This is a genomic window from Portibacter lacus (assembly GCF_021533215.1).
In the GTDB taxonomy this organism is placed as follows: Bacteria; Bacteroidota; Bacteroidia; order Chitinophagales; family Saprospiraceae; genus Portibacter; species Portibacter lacus.
The window spans coordinates 51,678-71,055 of record NZ_JAJNKA010000011.1 but is presented as its reverse complement, the minus strand read 5'-3'; the positions used below and the strand labels follow the sequence as shown (position 1 = coordinate 71,055).

Below are 19,378 nucleotides of genomic sequence, written 5' to 3'. Positions count from 1 at the left end.
TTTGTGCCTTATGGCAAAAATTTTAAGCTTAGAAAGTTCTTCAGAGGTTTGCTCTGTTTGTGTAAGTGATGAAAATGAGATTCTTAGTCTTATTGAGACTACAGAACCTTTTTCTCATACGAGAAAGATGACGCTGTTTATCCAGCAATGTCTTTCTGAAGCAAACATAAGCATGCAAGAGCTTGATGCAGTTGCGGTAAGTGATGGGCCAGGCTCTTATACTGGACTGCGTGTTTCAGCTGCTACAGCGAAAGGAATATGTTTCGGGCTACAGATACCACTTATAACAGTTAACACATTAGAGGCCATTGCAACACACGCTAGCAGCCTTGCAGAGGGTGATCTATATATACCGATGATAGACGCTCGTCGAATGGAAGTGTATACTTCTACCTATAATAATAAGCTTGAAGAAGTAAAAGAAACTCACAATTTGATCTTAGAAGAGGACTCCTTTAATATATATAATGGTAAAAAAATCGTTTTATGTGGAACAGGAGTGGAGAAATGCAAAGATGTTTTCAAGACAAAAGGGTATGATTTTTTGCCATTTAGGTTATCAGCAAGTTATCTTTTACCTCTTATTCAGGCTAAATTTAGGAGTAAAAACTTCGTGGATATGATCAGTTATTCACCGAATTACTTCAAAGCACCCAAGGTTACACAGTCTAAAAAGCCTCTATTCTAGACTTCTAGAACCTTTATTAAATCTTTTTTGTTCATATAATATAACTAAAAATCAGCTGGTTATATATAAATAAAATATGTCATGGTATTTTCTGGTACAGTTTTGGTTTATCTGTAATATGTAATTATCCGTGAACATTTTTTAAAATTTATTTTATATGAGAAATAAGAAAAACGAAACCGTTACGCTCAAGCAAGGAGATAAGGATATCCAATTGGATTATGCTGACTTGAGAAAAGCAGTATTGGTTTTAAGAGCTGTTAATCATAAACTGAGACAGCGAATCATCGATCTTTTAGAAGATTCCGATACAATGACTGTAACTGATATTTATATCAAGTTAAGATTAGAGCAATCTGTCGCATCACAACATTTAGCAATTTTAAGAAGAGCAGGAGTTGTGATAACTGAGCGCCAAGGAAAATTCATCTATTATTCATTAGATAGAAATAGGCTTGGTCAAATTTCACAGTTAGTGGAAGATTTAGCTGGTTAGAACCCTACTTTATAACAAGTAACCTAAGTATTTGAATTAGAGACTTTTACATTTGAGCAATAAAGAGAACTACAAGATTACAGACTAAGATTTCACGGATTTTTTTATCAGTAAGTTATAAATTACAATTTTTTATAATATTTATTTTGATATGAAAATTTTATTGCCCATATTTGTCTCAAGGTCGATTAAGAAATACTACAAATAAAATTAATGAGAAAGACTAAGGTTACTTTTGACAATGAGAAGTTGCATGTCTCATGCGAACTCATGCGTGCGCTTGCGCACCCATTACGGTTGAAAATTTTAGAGTTTATAGACATGAATGATTGCATTCATGTAAATAAAATTTATAACACTCTAAATTTAGAACAATCTATAACGTCACAGCATTTGCGAATATTAAGACTTGCTGGAGTCGTAGAGGCAAATAGGGATGGTAAATATATCCATTATACTATTAACTATGATATAGTTGAAAAGGCAAAGCGGGCTGTAAATAGATTTCTGGGAAAATAAATATTTACATTTACGAATTACCAACAGAACGAATAAAGTAATGTGTCGCAACTCTAAGAATTGCGACATTTTTTTTGTGCAATATTAGCATTGCAACATTGATGTCATCACTGAAAGTGATAACATCATGAAATGCTTCTTTCAACAGAAATAACATCAAGCGTCTTCTTAATTTTTAATTAATATCTGCTGCCTCCTAGCCGTTCTTTCATCGATCACTACAATATAACTTCCCGCCGAAAGCGATGATACATCCACCTTCCCTCTTTCGATATTTGATAAATACTTCACCTTCTTTCCTGTCATATTATATATCGTCATACTCGCTCCATCTAATCTCACATCATTCAGAACCAACTCACTACCACCCACTAAAGGATTCGGATATAAGAACTGATCGGCTATCGTTGATGAAACCCGAATGTGATCTATCTTTGAATAATCTGTACTTAGATCATCATAAGTCATTTTTACACGATAATAATTTCGACCTTTTAATGGACTTTCATCTATGTAACTAAATGCTAATTGACCTTCTTCATTATCAATAACCTTTATCGCTTCAAATCTTCTTCCATCACCACTTCGCTGCAATTCTGTTCTAATAAAATGATCTTCTGGATGAAGAAACCATTGAACATCAACAACTCCAGGTCTAATTATATCTAATTCAAAGTAAATATCTGATATAGCTAATGAAGCATTCATTGGATTATAAGAAACCAAAAATTTACCTTCCATTTCCTTTTCTTCATGAACTTCGAAAATCACTTTATCATCATTGTCAGGATCAAAATCCATAGAATAAGCTCTTGTATTATTTTCCCATTCCGGAACTTCATCGAAAGCTAGTTGATACAACTTAAACGAGTCCTTTGAAACCCCTGAATCTACTAATTCATCAAATGCTCTGGATATCGAAATTTCTCCATTTATTATAAAATCATCTTCCGCAAAATGATTAACGATGTATAAATAGTCTGAGCTGTGAAGATCTGATGATCCACTCACATTTCTCTCTATTCGATATACTCCCAAATCACTATTGCATGAAATTCCTGATTCAATATTCAATTCTACATTAACCGCATCGAAAGTGTGAATTCCAAAATTTTCAATTTTTTTCACTTGTGATGTTCCCTTCCCTATCGGAGCCATAGATTCTACAAAATCAGCATTTGAAAAGAAACTCGCATGCTTAGATCCAATCACATCTTTAGTTACTGAAGTTTCATCATTAAACTGAAAATAATTATGAAGCCCGGATACCGCCTCTTCGTATTTCACCAAGTTCATATGTGATCTAACTTCAGCTGTCGAAAGTGTTTTATCATAAACACTAAACTCGTCAAAGTAACCATTAAAATAGTAGATATAAGAGTTTATATCTTTGCCTATTAAAAGATCCTTGTCAAAAATAACTGGCGAATAATTACCTGCGAAAACCTTTTCTATCCCATCTACATATACTCTAAGCTCAGTAGGACTTACCGTCATCGCAACGTGAGTCCACTTGCTCTTCTCGATCTTTAGTCCAGTTGGAATTCCTAATTCTACTTGATCCCACATGTATTTTACTTCACCACTAGATGAAATGGACAGCCCTGTTGTATTCGCGAATCGACGCATCGTGAAAAGCCCTGCATTATCTTTTGTCGTACCTTCTCTTTTTACCCATGTAGAGAAACTAATCTCATTCGTTTCCAAGCCAATTGCCGGAACGATCAAATAGTTGTTATTATTTGTTCTCAATGCGCTCCCAGGTAGTGATTCTATACCACATGATTCTTGCACCGTTATAAAATCAACTTCTGTTTTCTGAGTAGACTTTCCATTTTCTATGATCTCTAGAGTTACATTATGCCCTCCTACTCCATTAAATCTCACCATTGGATTTTCGTCATAAGAGACAGATGGATTTCCATTTTCGAATGTCCACTTTACCGTAGCACTCGCAAGAAATCCTTTTGAATTATTAGAAAATTGAAAGAAATCTCGCTCACATAACCCTTCTGTTTTATCTACTTGGAAAGCTACATCTTTTACTACCGTTTCGTATAAGTCCACTGAATACACACCTCTGTGTGTTGCATTTACAATTTTATTCTGGTTATATAGAATAACCAAATTTGTAGAATACGTAAGCGCAGGAAGTCCGTTCTGAAATAATGCCCATTGTGACATTGCTGCATTTTTATAAAATACAGTTCTTCGTGTACCAATGTAAACACCACCATTCGTTCCGTGTTGATGAACAATATTCGTAAGCATCTCACCATTCAATGAAGAGGTCGAAATATTATTCCATGATCCTCCTGCATCTGCTGTATGAAAAACCTGATATCCATCAATATTCGCATTCGAACTAGTCTGTGGTGTTCGAGCTAACCAAAGTTCATCTGGATTAGTTGAACTCACTGCAATGTCCCATGCAATCCATAATTTATTGTTTTGAAAAACGGAGGACAAGGGAGAAATATCATCCCAAGATTGTCCTCCATCAGTTGTCCTGTAAAGCTTTTTATGGCTATCATAACTGGGGTAATAAACGACGTAAATTATATCTGGATTCGCTGGTGCGATTTCTATTTTAGTCACTTTTCCACTTCCGAAATTATGGAGTTGAGTAAAGTTAGTTCCATTATCTGTGGTTTTGAAAAGACTTCCGCCTGATCCTAGGAAAAAGATATCACCGCTATTAGGATGAAAAACATACTCACTGGATTCGCCTGTTTTATACGAGGCATTAGGTTTAATGGTCAATGTTTTAAGTGTAGGAACTGAGCTAGCATTCCCTGGCAATGTCATTATCCCTATATCACTATAAGTTATTTTATTGTTTTGAGGATTAACATTTCCATGCGTGTTGTCCCCACTATAAGTAGATAACCATCCGCCTTCATATGTATTATTTTCCTTAAGTAGTGTTCCGTTGTGGTAGGTTCCACCTATTAATACTTCTCCATCTTTTGCTCCAGCTCCGAAACCTCTAAAATCAGTCCCTACTATCCCGTACATTCTCTTGTTAAATGTTTCTGCACTATCATTGGACATAAATATTCCGCCATCTGTTGCTACCCAAATTTCGTTTCCGATAATTCTAATATCTTGAATATCTGCGTGAACATATTTCTCCTTAGCTTTATTAAAAATGTAGTCAGCGTTATTGACAAATGTTGTTCCTCCATCGGTAGATTTCCAAATGTTAATTCCACCTGTATATATTTCGTCAGGATTGATTTGCGAGACAGCCAATGCAACATCATAATAGTATTGTCCTCCACTAACCTCTCCTGTGATCTGCCAAGCCATGATATTTTTATTCGATGCAGAGGCTGGACCTCCAGGTCCTGTTCCGCAACATTTAAAAGTCCAAGAACTGCCCATATCGTCAGAAACATAGATTCCATATAATCCAGAACCTCCATTCGCGATTCCAGTTGCTAATGCTACGATTCTATCCGGTTGCGCCTGAGTAACTGCAATTTCAGTTCTCAACTGTTCTTCCCCATTGGCAACTACAGGATACCCGTTAGTTAATTGTGTGAAATTAAGCCCTCCATCCATCGATCTGTAAAAAGCTGTTCCACTTCCTTCTTGTTTTATAAAGTAAATAACATCAGGATTCGTAGGATGAACCTCTATTTCTTGTACTTTTCCTGATGCTATCTGAGTCCAGTTATTTCCCGCATCCGTACTTCGATAAAAACCATAATTTGTAGCCGCAAATAAAACTGAATTTGATGAAACGATATCTAATGTATTATGGTATTGATTTTTAAAAGAAGAACTTCCAGTTTCTGACCATGAAGAACCTCCATTTGTACTCTTATAGATGTGACCATTTCCGCCAATATAAATTGTGCTCCCAACAATTTCTACTGCCTTTACTTCCGTAACCATTAAATTTTTAGTGATCGCTTGCCATGTACTTCCATTATTTGTGGATTTCCAAGCTCCTGATGTAGCCGTTCCTGCAACTAGAAACCCATTCTTCTCCACAGTGTAAATATGTGCTAACCCTGGAGTAGTTCCTACGGCTGAAGAGTTCAAATCAATATCAAAGGGGCCTAATGGCTGCCATGTGGAACCTGGACCTCTTGTATTATTTATCAATAATTTATTTTGATACAATTCCTGCTGAGATCTCAGCGTCTTCGTGTCTTTCAATTCGAAGGCTTCTCTAGTTTTGCCTCTCAAAAATCTTTTATAGTCTTGAGTGTATCTATTTTTCACAAATTCATGCGACTCATAATACGCTTCATAAGCTTCGGAAACTTTCTGAACATCTGCACCTTCTTTGTACATTAATTCCGCCCAGTTAGGAGCTTGTGCATTTAGAGCAACACACATAAAAAGAAATAAGAAAAGAGAACCTGTCTTTAAGTTAATGGCATAGGAATCCCAGGAAGCTAAATGCCTCAATATCACACTCATATTCATAAATTGAATTTGTATTTAATAAATAACCAAATTGATTTTTTGGAAGATCTTTGATTATTCTGTGCGTATATAAATGCTAAAAACTGGATAGCTAAAAGCTAAATTGCTCAGCATATAGAGAGGTGAATTAGTAAATGTTAGGTATATTAAAGAAACCGTAAAATGACAACTACCCTACTTTTAATTCTCTATTTTTTCAAAAAAAATCTTACAGCCCCTATTTATAAGGGTTCAAAATTTAATTAAAGTCTATAAATTGTATATTTACTTAAAATACTAAATATGAAAATCCACTTGGTTGTCGGTGCTCTAGCGCTATTAATGTTCAGCTGCACACCTACAACAACGCCTACAAAAGAAACTTTTAAAACTGTAAGATCTGTAAAGGCAGAAAATGCGCTCTCAGATGCTAAAAAGATTAGAGAAGAAGTGGCAGTTCAAGTTGCTGATGGAATGGAATTATCTTTGTGGGGTTCAGATTCTCTTGTGCACGATCCTATCGCTATCAGCATAGATCCACAAGGACGGATTTTTTATACAAGTGCAACAAGGCAAGAAAATTCAGAATTTGACATACGTGGTCACCGAAATTGGATGACTGCTTCTATTTCATTCGAAACAGCAGAAGACCGAAGAGCTTTCTTGAAAGAGACTTTTACCGAAAATTCAGAAGAATCTGAAAAGTTCTTAAAGGATCTAAATGAAGATGGCGTGCTTGATTGGAAAGATCTAGCAGTACAAAAGGAAGAAATCTGGTATGTTGCGGATGAAGATAATGATGGCGTTGCAGAAACCTCTAGACTATATTTAAAAGATTTCAACCAAGAAAACACAGATGTTGCGAATGGAATTCTTGCACATGATGGAGAAATCTACCTCGCAGTTGCACCAGACTTATGGAGAATTTCAGATACGGATAATAATGGTATAGGTGACAAGACTCAATCACTGATCAATGGATTCGCTGTTCACATTGGATTTAGTGGACATGGAATGTCAGGTGTAACCATCGGACCACAAGGCAGAATCTGGTGGGGAATCGGTGATATCGGAATGAACGCTACAGATAAAGATGGTAATAAATGGGAGTATCCTAATCAAGGAGTAATCGTACGTTCTGACCCTGATGGAAGCAATTTCGAAGTCTATGCAGCTGGTGTAAGAAATACACATGAATTTGTTTTCGATAAATATGGCAACTTAATTACAGAAGATAATGATGGTGACCATAGAGGAGAAAGAGAACGATTAATGTATGTAATTAATGGATCGGATGCTGGATGGAGAACGAACTGGCAGTTTGGAAAATATACAGATCCTAATAATAATAGTTACAAGGTATGGATCGACGAAAAAATGAGTATCCCATACTGGGAAGGACAAGCAGCCTATATTATTCCTCCTATTCAGAACTATGTGAACGGACCGACTGGAATGGTTTACAATCCAGGAACCGCTCTTGGTGAAAAATGGAATGACCATTTCTTTATTGCAGAATTCAGAGGAAATCCTGCTAATTCGCCTATTCATGCATTTACAATGGAACCTAATGGTGCTGGATTCAAACTAGGCGAAACGCAAGAAGTTGTTTCAGGCTTACTTCCTACTGGTCTAGATTTCGGACCTGATGGTGCATTATATTTCGGAGACTGGATCGATGGATGGGGAACTAAAGATAAAGGTAGAATCTGGAAATTAGATGTTCCTGCTGCAGAGCAAAATCCACTGAGAAAGGCAACTCAACGTGAATTAACCATGGATTATGGAAAGCTATCCACTAAAAACTTAATTCCTCTACTTGAACACGACGATATGCGTGTTAGGTTAAAAGCACAATTTGAAATAGCAAAGAAAGGAAAACCAGGAATTGCTGCATTTCACACTGTTCTATCCTCTAGTAAAAACCAAATGAGCATTATACATTCGATTTGGGGTCTTTCACAAATCGCTAGAAAAGATAAATCCCAAGCTGCATACCTAACAAAGTTTATCAATCATATAGATCCAGAGATAAAAGCTCAAGCAATTAAGATGCTTGGGGATGTAAGATATGCAGAAGCTGGTGACCAGATCATTCCAGCGCTAAAAGATAAATCTCTACGAGTTCAGATGATTGCTGCAGAAGCATTGGGAAGAATGAAATTCGAAGGAGCGAAAGAGGAATTAATTGACTTAATAAGAAGCAATAATGGTAAAGATTTATACATAAGACACGCTGCTTCTTATGCATTGTCTCTTATAGGTGATGATACTTACCTTGCTTCCTTTAATAACGATCCATCATATGCTGTTCGAATCGGAGCCGTCGTTGCACTGCGAAGAATGTCAAGCGATCAGATTAAGGTTTACCTAACGGACAAAAATGAGCTTATTGTTACTGAAGCAGCAAGAGCAATTAATGATGACAGGTCTATTATGGGCGCAATGCCTGACCTAGCGGCATTATTGAATACCACCAATTTCAAGAATGAAGCACTTATCAGAAGAGCTATCAATGCTAATTTCAGATTGGCTGAAAAAGAAAACATTGACCAATTAATTAAATACGCGCAGGATAAAAGAAAGCCAGATGCTATGAGAGCAGAAGCGATGGCTTGTCTTTCTACCTGGGAAAATCCTTCTCCTCTAGATAGAGTGGATGGTCGAAATAGAAAACTGACCGCAAGAGATGGTAGCTATGTGAAAAGTCAGATGAATGGTCTTATAGATAACTTACTTACGGAATCTTCTGAAAATATCCAGATTGAAGTGATCAGCGCTATTAGCAGATTAAAAATGTCTGATAGAATTGATGACATTGAAAACTTATATACCAACAGCAAGTCTGAAAAGGTTAAAATAGAAAGCTTAGAAGCTTTATCTGCAATGAATTTTGAGGATCTTGATATGATTTTACAAGATGCATTAAGTTCAGATAATAAAACACTTCGAGCTCAAGCATTATCACTAATTCCGAAATCATCCATTGACGAAGAATCAGCCGTGACACTTTTTGCAGATATTTTAGAGAATGGTAGTGATCTGGAACAAAAATCAACTTACGCAGCATTAGCAGGTTACACTGGAAAAGCATCAAAAGAACTTTTGAGTTCAAAATTAGAACTTCTTAAAGCTGGTGATTTAAAGCCAGAACTTGCGCTAGATTTATTAGAAGCAGCAGGTGATAGTATTGCTTCCGTTTACCATGAAGCAAAACCAGATGGCCCACTTAAAGGATATGAAGAAACACTTTATGGAGGCAGCGTAAATAGAGGAAAAAGAATCTTCTTTAACAACGAAGCTGCACAGTGTGTCAGATGTCACTCTATTTATGAGTGGGGAGGCGATGCAGGACCTGGACTTGCTGGAATTGCTAATAAGATCACTTCTGAACAAATACTAGAAGCATTATTGAATCCAAGTGCGCGACTAGCTCCAGGATTCGGAGTATTAAGTGTTACATTAAATGATGATTCAACTGTTGCTGGAGTGTTAGAAGCAGAAGATGAAGCGACTTACACACTGAAAGTATCTAAAGATGAAAGTAAAGTTGTTCAGAAAAGCAATGTGAAAACGCAAAGCTTCCTTCCATCGAGTATGCCTGCAATGGATAAGATCCTAGACAAGAAAGAATTAAGAGATTTAGTTGCCTTTTTATCTTCGTTAAAAGGAGAAGAATTGTAACTATCTTATTAAGGTAACATCGCCGGAAACTGTTAATTCCGCATCATTAATAAGTGTCAATAAATAAAGATAAGTGTAAGTCCCGACGGAAGCGGGACTTCCATTTATTCTTCCATCCCAGCCATATTCCTCAGATTGAAACATTCTATTTTGTGTGCTGTACACTATATTTCCAAGTCGGTCATATACTTTGAAAAAATTAACCTCTCTTATTGCTTGAGAGCTAGATAATATCTGGAATACATCATTGAACCCATCATCATTAGGAGAAAAGATATTCGGTTTATAAAACAAGTCTCCTAACTCATTCACCTGCAATAAAATGGAATCTACAGCTTGACACCCAAGCTCGTTAACTCCTTCGAAAATATATCTACCACTCTCGAAAGGCTGAGCACTGTTCTGAACGCAAGTCATGCATTCTAATTCATTTCCCTGCCAGCCCCCTGAAGCAATATCATAATTAGAAGCAATATCAAAGTTGAAAATAGTACCAAAATTAACTGTGGTATCATTTCCAAGGGAAAGCCTAAACTCCTCTGGATCTTCTAGACTTACTTCTCTTGCAGATTGACACAAAAATTTATCCTGTACAACTATATTATAGATTCCTGAACCAAGTCCTTCTATCCTATTTTCAACATCTACTTCGTTTAATAAAATCTCATAAGGCCCGTTTCCCCCGCTAATATTTGAAATTTCAATTGCCCCAGTGTTATCACCGAAGCAAAGTGGATCCAGAAGCAAGTGATCAAACAATAATTCAGGTTCCGGAACATGTGTTAAAAACAGATCGACGAAACTATCACATCCTGAAGAGGCCACAAAAGTCGCTTCATAGAAACCTTCTTCAAGGATCGGTTCATCATTAAACAAGTAAGGCAAGTTCTCACAAATGGTATCATACACTGTGAATTCTATAGGTAGAACAGTAACTGTTGCAACATCAGAAATTACCCTGCATTTTTCATTTTGAAGGTTTGCTGCATTTCCAGCGGTGAGATAACGGTAGTTATATGCCCCAGGATTAAAATCCGAATGATAAGTAATTACGTCATTTTCGCCTATTATATCTGTCCAGAAACCAGTTATCGAATCAAACAACTGCCACTGTATAGCCGCATCATTAATTGTTTCCGCTATGATTTCTAGTGGATCTAATTCATTAGAACAAACTACTAAATCTTCCGGAGCATTAGCAAATGCACTTGGACCACACGCTCGAAAAGAGATATTATCAAGGGCAAGATCATTTCCTATTCCACCTGGAGCATTATTACTTAAGGTCAATTTTACCGTCGTCTGATCTGGACCAGTAGTAAATGTAAAACCATACTTATGCCATTGTGCATCTTGAGGTACAATTCCAGAACTATACTGAACAACATCGTCCAGTAAAAAAGAAAGATTGGGTTCATGATGTCCTGTAACTCCAATATTGATTAAATTAATGACATCCGATGAAAACTCATATAATGTATTCTCACATAATCCTTCTACTGTTTCTTCATAGAATATTCCAGGTTCATAACTTGCATTCACCACCATCATATAACCTTCAGGATCATCACTATTGTCTTGAATTCTGAGCCAACTTGCCCATAAACCACTCCATTGTGGGGCATTCATATTATTCGTAATCGTGTAATAACCATCATTCGGCGGAGGATTAGTGGAATAGATATAACCTGGCGCAATTTCTGGATCCATCTGAATAATTGCTGCTGAACCTGAGCCGAAATCACCAATTGTGAATATATTCTCTCCAAGATTTCCAGAACAAATATTTTGACCATTAAGACTGAATCCAATTACCAAAAACAAGAAAAAGTATATTTTATTCATATAAAGGCTCGCCATCGAGATTAGTGGTCAATATTTCACTCATGTAATTTAAAAAGGGTCGCGCAGTCCTAAATGTCTTATCTAATTTCTCCGCAAAATCACTCCCCAGAACCTCTTTGTCAGTGAACGACTTGCTTAATATAAACTGCTTATACCTCAGCCAATGAATAGCCTCATGATCTGGACTGAATCCCTGTGGCGCTTTTTTAAGCCGCTCTCCATTTATTTCACCAAACGTAGCAATGATTCCTGGATCTTTACTCACTTGAATGATGCCTTCAGGATCTTGAGCTATTTGCTTCCGGATCAATTTCAAATCAGGACTACTTGGCCCCCAAAACCCAACTGCTGCAAAAGAGTTTCCTGGTTCCACTTGATAATAATATCCGCCCCTTAGGAATGGTGTATCTCTTTTCACCCTGCCGCCCCAATTTGTTTTATATGGCGTCTTGTCTTTAGAGAATCTCACATCCCTATATATTCTAAAAATACTCCTTTTAGGCGATAATTCAACAATATGATCATGCGTAGACATTAATTCATTGACATTTTTTGCAAGATCAATCATTTCAAGCTGGCTCGTCTCATACAATGATTTATTGTTCTGAAACCAATCCCGATTGTTATTTTGCTTTAATTCTTTTAAAAATTTAAAAGTCTTTTCAGTTATCATTAAAATGTATACTTTTAGAATTAATGTTACTCAATATATTATATGATTATTAAAATTAGCAACTTAAAAATTGTTTTTGTTTTTATTTGTCTTGCCTTTCTAGTCAGTTGTTCGGATTCTGAGCCCAAAGAAGCAATTTCTGGAATGGTTTTTATACCTGCGGGAACATTAAATATGGGTGGCGATAATGAGCAAGCTTCCGAAGATGAGTATCCTAAGCATGCAACTAAGGTGAATGGATTCTATATGGATGAAACCGAAGTAACCAATGCAGAATTTAAAAAATTTGTTGACGCAACAGGTTATATCACTGTGGCAGAACGAGAAATAGACTGGGAAGTTCTTAAAAAAGATATTCCACCTGGGACACCGAAACCACCTGATAGTTTACTACAACCAGGTGCGTTAGTTTTTCACCAAACATCACAACCCGTTGCGCTGGATGACCCTTCGAAATGGTGGTCATGGACGATAGGCGCCTCGTGGCAACATCCACTCGGACCAGATTCAGATATCAAAGACAAAATGGACCATCCTGTTGTTCAGATATCATGGGAAGATGCAGAAGCTTACGCGAATTGGGCTGGAAAGCGCCTTCCTACAGAAGCAGAATGGGAATGGGCAGCTCGAGGTGGACAAGATGGTCAGATATACCCTTGGGGAAATGAAGCTGTCGATAAAGTAGGTCATCAATACGCTAATTTCTGGCAAGGTCTATTTCCTTATGAAAACTCTAAGAAAGATGGCTTTATAACTACAGCTCCCGTTAAGTCGTTCCCTCCTAATGGTTACGGCCTTTATGATATGGCCGGAAACGTATGGGAATGGTGCCAGGATTGGTATGATTCTAATTACTACCAAAAAGAAGATGCTGCTAAAAAAGGTACGGATGGACCGAGTGTAAGTTACAATCCAATGAATCCATATCAAGCTTCTAAAGTAATGCGTGGTGGTTCATTTTTATGCAACGATGAATATTGTTCTGGGTATAGAAATGCACGACGTATGCAATCTAGTCCTGATACCGGATTAAACCATGCTGGGTTTAGGTGTGCGAAAGATCTGTAAGTGTTTTTTGTTTTTAGGGCTTTAACAAGCATGGAGTTGAGTGGATATAGGAATATCGAAGCCAACTGACAATAACAAAAATCTTTATTTCTGGTCACCTTTCGGAGCCTTACTTACAAATGAATCAAAAGGATAGACGTCTGGAATTACAACTGTTCCAGTAGTTAATTTTAAAGGTATCTTTCCAATTCCTTCATAAGTAAGTTCTACAAAATAGGCAGCATAACCTTTAGATGGCTTCTCTATTTTAATTGCATATTTTCCGTCACTAGATAATGGAATATCCTTACTTTCAAACGCCTCACCGATCTCTTTCAATTGAAAATTTCTTGCCTCCGAATTATGAGCTTCCCACAGTTTAATAGATACAGGAGCCTCTTTTTTGTCCGTTTGTATTATCGTAACACCATCCTGAACACTCCAAACAAAATTAGGGCGCTCATGATCTTCAATAATCATTTGATAAAATGAAATTACACTTTCTAACACATCGGTATCTCTCATCCCGTGATCAGTATTCGGAATGTAGCGAATATGTTTTTCCCCTTTCAGGTCATTCCAGTAAAACTGCCATGAGTCTGGTAAGAAAAATTGATCTCCTGCTGCATTTAGAATAAGTTTAGGTATGGTGAGATCATCTAGAAAACTATAAGGCTCCGTCATCATAACAAGACTTTCATATTCTTTAGAATCTTGCCACTCCATAATTCCTTCTACCTTATAATTATGAACTGCATCCGCCCACCGACCATAAGCTCGCCAATGATGCTTGAATGATGGTATCATATTAAGTATATCGATTACAATAGGAACGATGGCCACAACCCGCTCATCGATTGCTCCAGCTGTCCATGTTGTCCAACCTCTCTTAGACGCTCCAGCAACAACAAACTTATCCACTGTATTAACATTTTCGTCATTATGTGTCAAATCAGTTATGACATCCATTGCACGAGATACAGCCTTTGTCATCGGAAATCGCGCCAGCCATTCTGCATTTTCTGCCTCTCCACCTGCTTCTAAAAACTGGCGCCAGCCGTAAGCTATCAACTCATCTTCACTTCTTGGTCCATAATCATCATTTTTGAAAACCATTGGTTGATTCGGAATATTATGAATTTGTGCAACTACACTATTCGTTTGTTTGGCAATTTCTAGAATTTTGCCATCCGGCTTGCTTGGCATTTCTCTTTCTCGGTTTCCACTTCCGACGAATAAAAATCCAATTTCAGGAGTCTCAGCATCTGGTACTACTATATCTAACCAATGCCACCATACAGGATCTACAACTTCTTTTGTAGTTAACCATTCTTGAGAGACCATTCGCACCACGTAATGGGTGTAATCTTCCTCTTTTTCTTGCCGTACGATCTTATAATCGAAAGCCTCATCGGGGGTGAACACATAGTTAGAAAGTGGATTTTCGCTACGACTATGATCTTGTTGAGTCACAGGATCTGAAGCTGTCGCCTTTAATGTTGATTGCGCACTCCTCTTACAGGAAAGTGTTACAGTTAAAAAAAAAGCAATAGATAGAAAAGCGAAATTTCCTCGGGTTCTAAAAGTTTTCATTGATTGGAGGTATTTCAGACTAAGTTAAATGGAATTTCTGTATCCACCTCAATTTCACACCATAGATCTATATTTAATTGCTACACCTGAGAATCAGACTTATTCTAGAACATTACTTAGATGATCTACGAATCTCCAAACATCTTCATATCCATTATACAGCGGTGTGGGTGCAATTCTAATGACATTCGGATTTCTCCAGTCTGCAACGATTCCTCTTTCGACTAGTTGATCATGAATTCGCTTGTCTCCCTTTTTCAACAAAATAGAAAGTTGACATCCACGAGCAGATTGTAGATTTGGCGTTATGATTTCGATGGCGTCATTTTTCAATTCATTCAATAAATACGCTAGGTAACCAGTAAGTAATACAGACTTGTTTCTAAGTGCCTTCATCCCAGCCTTCTCGAACATATCTAGTGAGGCTTTGACCGGAGCTAAGCTTAGAATTGGTTGGCAACTAATCTGCCATGATTCTACTCCCGGTGCTGGATCAAAGTCATCACGCATTGCAAACCTGATTTCAGGATTATGTCCCCACCAACCTTTTAATTTTGGTATGCCTTGGTCTGTGTGATGCTTCTCATGAACAAAAGCTCCAGCAATACTCCCTGGTCCAGCATTGAGGTACTTATAAGTACACCATACTGCAAAATCAACTCCAGAATTGTGAAGAGCTAGAGGCACATTTCCCGCAGCATGTGCGAGGTCAAAACCCACTATGCATCCTTTCTCGTGTCCCCACTTTGTGATTTGAAGAAGATTAAAAAATTGACCTGTATAGTAATTAACACCGCCAATCATAATCAAGGCAATCTCCTCACCTTGCTCATTTATAATCTCTTTAATTTTCGATTCTTTAACCGTATCCGAATGCTGATCTCGAGGAATAAAAATTAAGTTGTCGTCAATATTCAGCCCATGCCATTCTATGTGAGATTCCACTGCATATCGATCAGATGGAAAGACATCTTGTTCTATTAATATCTTAGTTCGCTTTCCCGATGGGCGGTAAAAACTGGTCAGCATTAAGTGAAGATTCACGCTTAATGTATTCATCAGCGTAACTTCTTCTGGCTTCGCACCGACGACATTGGCCATAGATTCCTTAAGCGAAAGATGAAATGGAACCCAAGGACGCTTACCATTAAAATGTCCTTTTACACCAAGATTTTTCCACTGATCTAAAATTTCAAGTGTAATTTCCTCTGCATGTCTTGATTGTAAGCCAAGCGAATTCCCACACAGATAGATTAAGTCCTCTCCATTTTCATTCTTCGGGAAGTAAAAATCATCCTTGTAATGGGCTAATGGATCTTCTGCATCCATTTTCTGAGCAAATGCAAGGTCACTTTTATAGAGATGTTGTGAAATATTTAAAAGGTCTAAATTTCTAATTAATGGGTTTGCCATTTTATGGATTTTGAATTTTAAGCCATTCCGCACACAAGATCGGCCACGTGGTAGCTGCACGGCCAGAACGTAGTCCATATCCATGCCCTCCTTCAGGTAACAAATGAAACTCTACAGATGTTTTATTTATTTGAAGCGCCTCTGCCAGAACGACAGAACTATAGGCATAGGGATCATCTGCTGTGGCAAATATGAACATAGGAATGGTCATTTCTGTCAATGGAACTTCTGGGGACAAACTTTGATTTTCTCCTTTATCTAAATAAGCAGGATATATTAATACTGCAAAGTCAGGCTTTTCGGAGATACCGTCAGTTGGCTCGTAAAGGCTAATATCTGGTTTTGTCGATACAGTAGTGGCCAGGTGACCTCCTGCTGAGAACCCTATTACACCCAGCTTCGAGTCCTTACCAAAGTCACTAAGCGTTCTAATCTTATGTATAGTATGTGCTAGGTCTTCGAAAGCTTTTGATTTGTTATCAGGGACAGTATATTCTAGGACGTAAGCCTTGTAACCTAATGAAGTAAGCCATTCCGCAATCTCAGTTCCTTCCTTATCGATTGCAAGAATTTTATAACCTCCACCAGGACAGACAATAATGTGATGACCATTCCACTTCCCTTGGTCAGGTTCGTAAATATGCAATCTTGGGTGTTTAACTGATGTTAGCCTTGTTACTCCATCTTTCGTTTCCCCAGTTGGTGAATATTCTATGTCAGTTGGTGAATACAAACCAACAATTTTCTGCCCTTGCATAGATATACTTATTAACAAAAAAAATAAAATGCAAACTCTCATATTAATCATCTTTTATGGTAAATGTAAAATAGCCTTTAAGATATCAAATACATCTAGTTTTTTACCAATTCCCCAAGTCTGATATTTATTATCTTGGACTCAATGCGTTAGGGTCATTTGATGGTTTTATTTTTGATTCCGATATTAGGCTTCGCCAATTTTACAGTTTTGCTCTATTCTAACGTTTTCGTGAAGTTGATGATTTCTTATTGAATAAGCAATTTGCTCAAAAAACCAGCGTATAGGTCATCATTAAGTTTTTCAAATTCTTTCTATAAATTTAGCAAAATAGTCTGCATAAAAGATAGTTGTGATTAATTAAATTTGAAGAAAGCACCGAAATGAAAATACTTCAAAAATTACTGATTGTAAGCATTCTGTTTATTAACATTTGTAAAACAGAATTACAAAGCCAATCAATTCCGTCCTATTGGATGAATTATTATCAACTTGATAATCTATACGAAATTCATAATGGTGAAATAGATCAAATAGTTGTGACTTCGAAAGAGTTTTATAGTTCAGGAAAATCATATAAATCTAAATGGATTTTTAACTTTTTGAATCCAAACTTATGCAAAGGCGAATATTATAATAATGGTGACTTACAAACATATTTTACATACACGCTAAATAGCAATAATCAGAAAGTTAAGATAAGCACGAAAGAAAAATTAGTTTTTGGTGGTTGGCAAGTAGAAAAAAAAGAGTTTGAATACTTAAATGGAAGACGCATAGCAGAAAGGCATCTTAATAGTCAAGACCAATTGATTCGAGAAGCAAAATACATTTATGATAGTTCAAATTACTTGATCAAACTGTCAATAAATGAAGCATATGAAACTGCCAAATATGATCATTCTAACCAAACATATGTCTACCAAGTTTTTGATAATTCCAACAGTCAAATACTCAACCAAATCAATTTCGCCAATATTTCTAAGCGAGAAAATGAAAAAAATGAATTTGGAGATTTAACAAAAGTCAAGTGGCCAACTTCGGATCCTAAAAAAAATGTATTTCATACACTAGAATACAAATATGATCAAAATGGTAATTGGATAATTAGAAAAAGATATATTGAGATTAATGGATCAAAAACTATAAAATCCAAAATGAAAAGAAAAATCAAATACAAAAACTAATCACAACAGGCAGCGAAGACGATCATTCCTCGTTCCTCGGAACGACGCTTGCTGCGAAACCGGTTTCTTGATCATAAAGCCAAACATGAAACTTCGAAGTTGGGTAAAATGAAAAGTAATCCAAACAAAAGTTCTTTTTTTGAAATCCTGGATCTATAGAATTTACCAATATTTGTTTCCAATTAATATTGCGAATTTTATTTTTCTTGTCAAGTTAAGAAAAAATACGTATTTTTATAAAAATCATACGTATGCAGACTAAATTAACATTGTCAATCGACAAGAAGGTAATAGAGAAGGCAAAAGAATTTGCGAGTAGATCAAATAGAAGCCTTTCAGATATAATAGAAACTTATTTAGAGAAGATTACAGATAAGGAATTAGAAGATGTAGACAATGAACTTTCTAAGTTAATTGGAGTAATTGAGTTACCTCAAGATTTTGATGAAAAGAAAGAAATTAGGAGAATTTTATCAGAAAAACACCTGTAAATGGATCTGTTTCTAGATACGAATATACTAATAGATATTACTGCCAATCGAGAACCTTTTTCAAAGTGGGCAATTAAAATATTCAAAGATTCAAAGAAAGGTAGATGGAGATTAATGACTTCTTCAATTTCCATATTAACAACATACTATATAATTGAAAAACAAATTGGATCGACTAAAGCAAAGAGGTTTCTAAAAATTTTACTCAATAGACTAGAAGTTCAAGATATTTCAAAGAGGGAATTGCTAACTGGATTGACAACAAAATTTAAAGATTACGAAGACTCAGTTCAACACGAATGTGCGAAATTATGTAAAAGTGTCGATTTTATAATCACTCGAAACAAGAAGGATTTTAAAAATAGTATAATTGAGGTATTAAGTCCAGAAGAGCTATACTTCGATTCAACAGCGGACTACTAACATTCCATAAAGAACCTCCAATAATCCATCTCTTCTTTTGGCTATAACGGTAACCTCGATAAATGAAGAAGAGCATCGTTCCTATATTGATCATTTTTTTGATACTAAGAACCTCTATCTTTAAAATCACATTTCTGCAA

Annotated in this window: 14 protein-coding genes; 8 read left to right on the top strand and 6 right to left on the bottom strand. The window is 36.4% G+C overall.

The annotated features are described in order from the left end of the window. Positions 1-10: 10 nt before the first annotated feature. The 3 genes from tsaB (at position 11) to L2586_RS17465 (ending at position 1,703) form a co-directional block, all read left to right on the top strand. Positions 11-688 carry a tRNA (adenosine(37)-N6)-threonylcarbamoyltransferase complex dimerization subunit type 1 TsaB gene (gene tsaB / locus L2586_RS17475; protein ID WP_235294227.1) on the top strand — a complete coding sequence of 226 codons (678 nt, stop codon included), beginning with the start codon at positions 11-13 and terminating at the stop codon, positions 686-688. Positions 689-845: 157 nt separating this feature from the next. Next, positions 846-1,184 carry an ArsR/SmtB family transcription factor gene (locus L2586_RS17470; protein WP_235294226.1) on the top strand — a complete coding sequence of 113 codons (339 nt, stop codon included), beginning with the start codon at positions 846-848 and terminating at the stop codon, positions 1,182-1,184. 213 nt (positions 1,185-1,397) lie between these two features. Beyond that, positions 1,398-1,703, top strand: a complete 306-nt coding sequence (locus tag L2586_RS17465) for an ArsR/SmtB family transcription factor (protein ID WP_235294225.1) — start codon at positions 1,398-1,400, stop codon at positions 1,701-1,703. Positions 1,704-1,871: 168 nt separating this feature from the next. Here the strand turns inward: L2586_RS17465 and L2586_RS17460 are convergent, their stop codons facing one another. Further along, positions 1,872-6,140 (bottom strand): LamG-like jellyroll fold domain-containing protein, encoded by a 4,269-nt coding sequence (locus L2586_RS17460; RefSeq protein ID WP_235294224.1) that lies wholly within the window; start codon positions 6,138-6,140, stop codon positions 1,872-1,874. 288 nt (positions 6,141-6,428) lie between these two features. Here L2586_RS17460 and L2586_RS17455 point away from each other — a divergent pair, with 288 nt between their 5' ends. Continuing rightward, the gene (locus tag L2586_RS17455) at positions 6,429-9,809 is read left to right on the top strand and encodes a DUF7133 domain-containing protein (protein ID WP_235294223.1); all 3,381 of its coding nucleotides are present in this window, start codon (positions 6,429-6,431) and stop codon (positions 9,807-9,809) included. Here the strand turns inward: L2586_RS17455 and L2586_RS17450 are convergent, their stop codons facing one another. Both L2586_RS17450 and L2586_RS17445 read right to left on the bottom strand, forming a co-directional pair. Beyond that, positions 9,810-11,633, bottom strand: a complete 1,824-nt coding sequence (locus L2586_RS17450) for a T9SS type B sorting domain-containing protein (RefSeq protein ID WP_235294222.1) — start codon at positions 11,631-11,633, stop codon at positions 9,810-9,812. It abuts the gene before it with no gap. A gap of 13 nt (positions 11,634-11,646) precedes the next feature. Beyond that, the gene (locus L2586_RS17445) at positions 11,647-12,327 is read right to left on the bottom strand and encodes a DUF2461 domain-containing protein (RefSeq protein ID WP_235294221.1); all 681 of its coding nucleotides are present in this window, start codon (positions 12,325-12,327) and stop codon (positions 11,647-11,649) included. 42 nt (positions 12,328-12,369) lie between these two features. Here L2586_RS17445 and L2586_RS17440 point away from each other — a divergent pair, with 42 nt between their 5' ends. Then, positions 12,370-13,395, top strand: coding sequence for a formylglycine-generating enzyme family protein (locus L2586_RS17440; protein WP_235294220.1), 1,026 nt, complete (start codon positions 12,370-12,372; stop codon positions 13,393-13,395). A gap of 84 nt (positions 13,396-13,479) precedes the next feature. Here L2586_RS17440 and L2586_RS17435 read toward each other — a convergent pair whose 3' ends face one another. The 3 genes from L2586_RS17435 to L2586_RS17425 all read right to left on the bottom strand — a co-directional run bounded on the left by L2586_RS17435 (position 13,480) and on the right by L2586_RS17425 (position 17,137). Then, positions 13,480-14,967, bottom strand: a complete 1,488-nt coding sequence (locus tag L2586_RS17435; protein ID WP_235294219.1) for a PhoPQ-activated pathogenicity-related family protein — start codon at positions 14,965-14,967, stop codon at positions 13,480-13,482. A 99-nt stretch (positions 14,968-15,066) separates the two neighbouring features. Further along, positions 15,067-16,380 (bottom strand): kynureninase, encoded by a 1,314-nt coding sequence (gene kynU / locus L2586_RS17430; protein ID WP_235294218.1) that lies wholly within the window; start codon positions 16,378-16,380, stop codon positions 15,067-15,069. A 1-nt stretch (position 16,381) separates the two neighbouring features. Beyond that, on the bottom strand, positions 16,382-17,137 hold the full coding sequence (locus L2586_RS17425; protein ID WP_235294217.1) for an alpha/beta hydrolase: 756 nt from the start codon (positions 17,135-17,137) through the stop codon (positions 16,382-16,384). 383 nt (positions 17,138-17,520) lie between these two features. Here L2586_RS17425 and L2586_RS17420 point away from each other — a divergent pair, with 383 nt between their 5' ends. From L2586_RS17420 to L2586_RS17410, 3 genes are all read left to right on the top strand, one after another. Beyond that, positions 17,521-18,324: a hypothetical protein gene (locus tag L2586_RS17420; RefSeq protein WP_235294216.1), complete on the top strand. Its 804-nt coding sequence runs from the start codon at positions 17,521-17,523 to the stop codon at positions 18,322-18,324. Positions 18,325-18,575: 251 nt separating this feature from the next. Next, positions 18,576-18,815 (top strand): DUF6364 family protein, encoded by a 240-nt coding sequence (locus L2586_RS17415; RefSeq protein ID WP_235294215.1) that lies wholly within the window; start codon positions 18,576-18,578, stop codon positions 18,813-18,815. Beyond that, positions 18,816-19,238 (top strand): type II toxin-antitoxin system VapC family toxin, encoded by a 423-nt coding sequence (locus L2586_RS17410; RefSeq protein ID WP_235294214.1) that lies wholly within the window; start codon positions 18,816-18,818, stop codon positions 19,236-19,238. It begins immediately after the preceding gene. Positions 19,239-19,378: the final 140 nt, after the last annotated feature.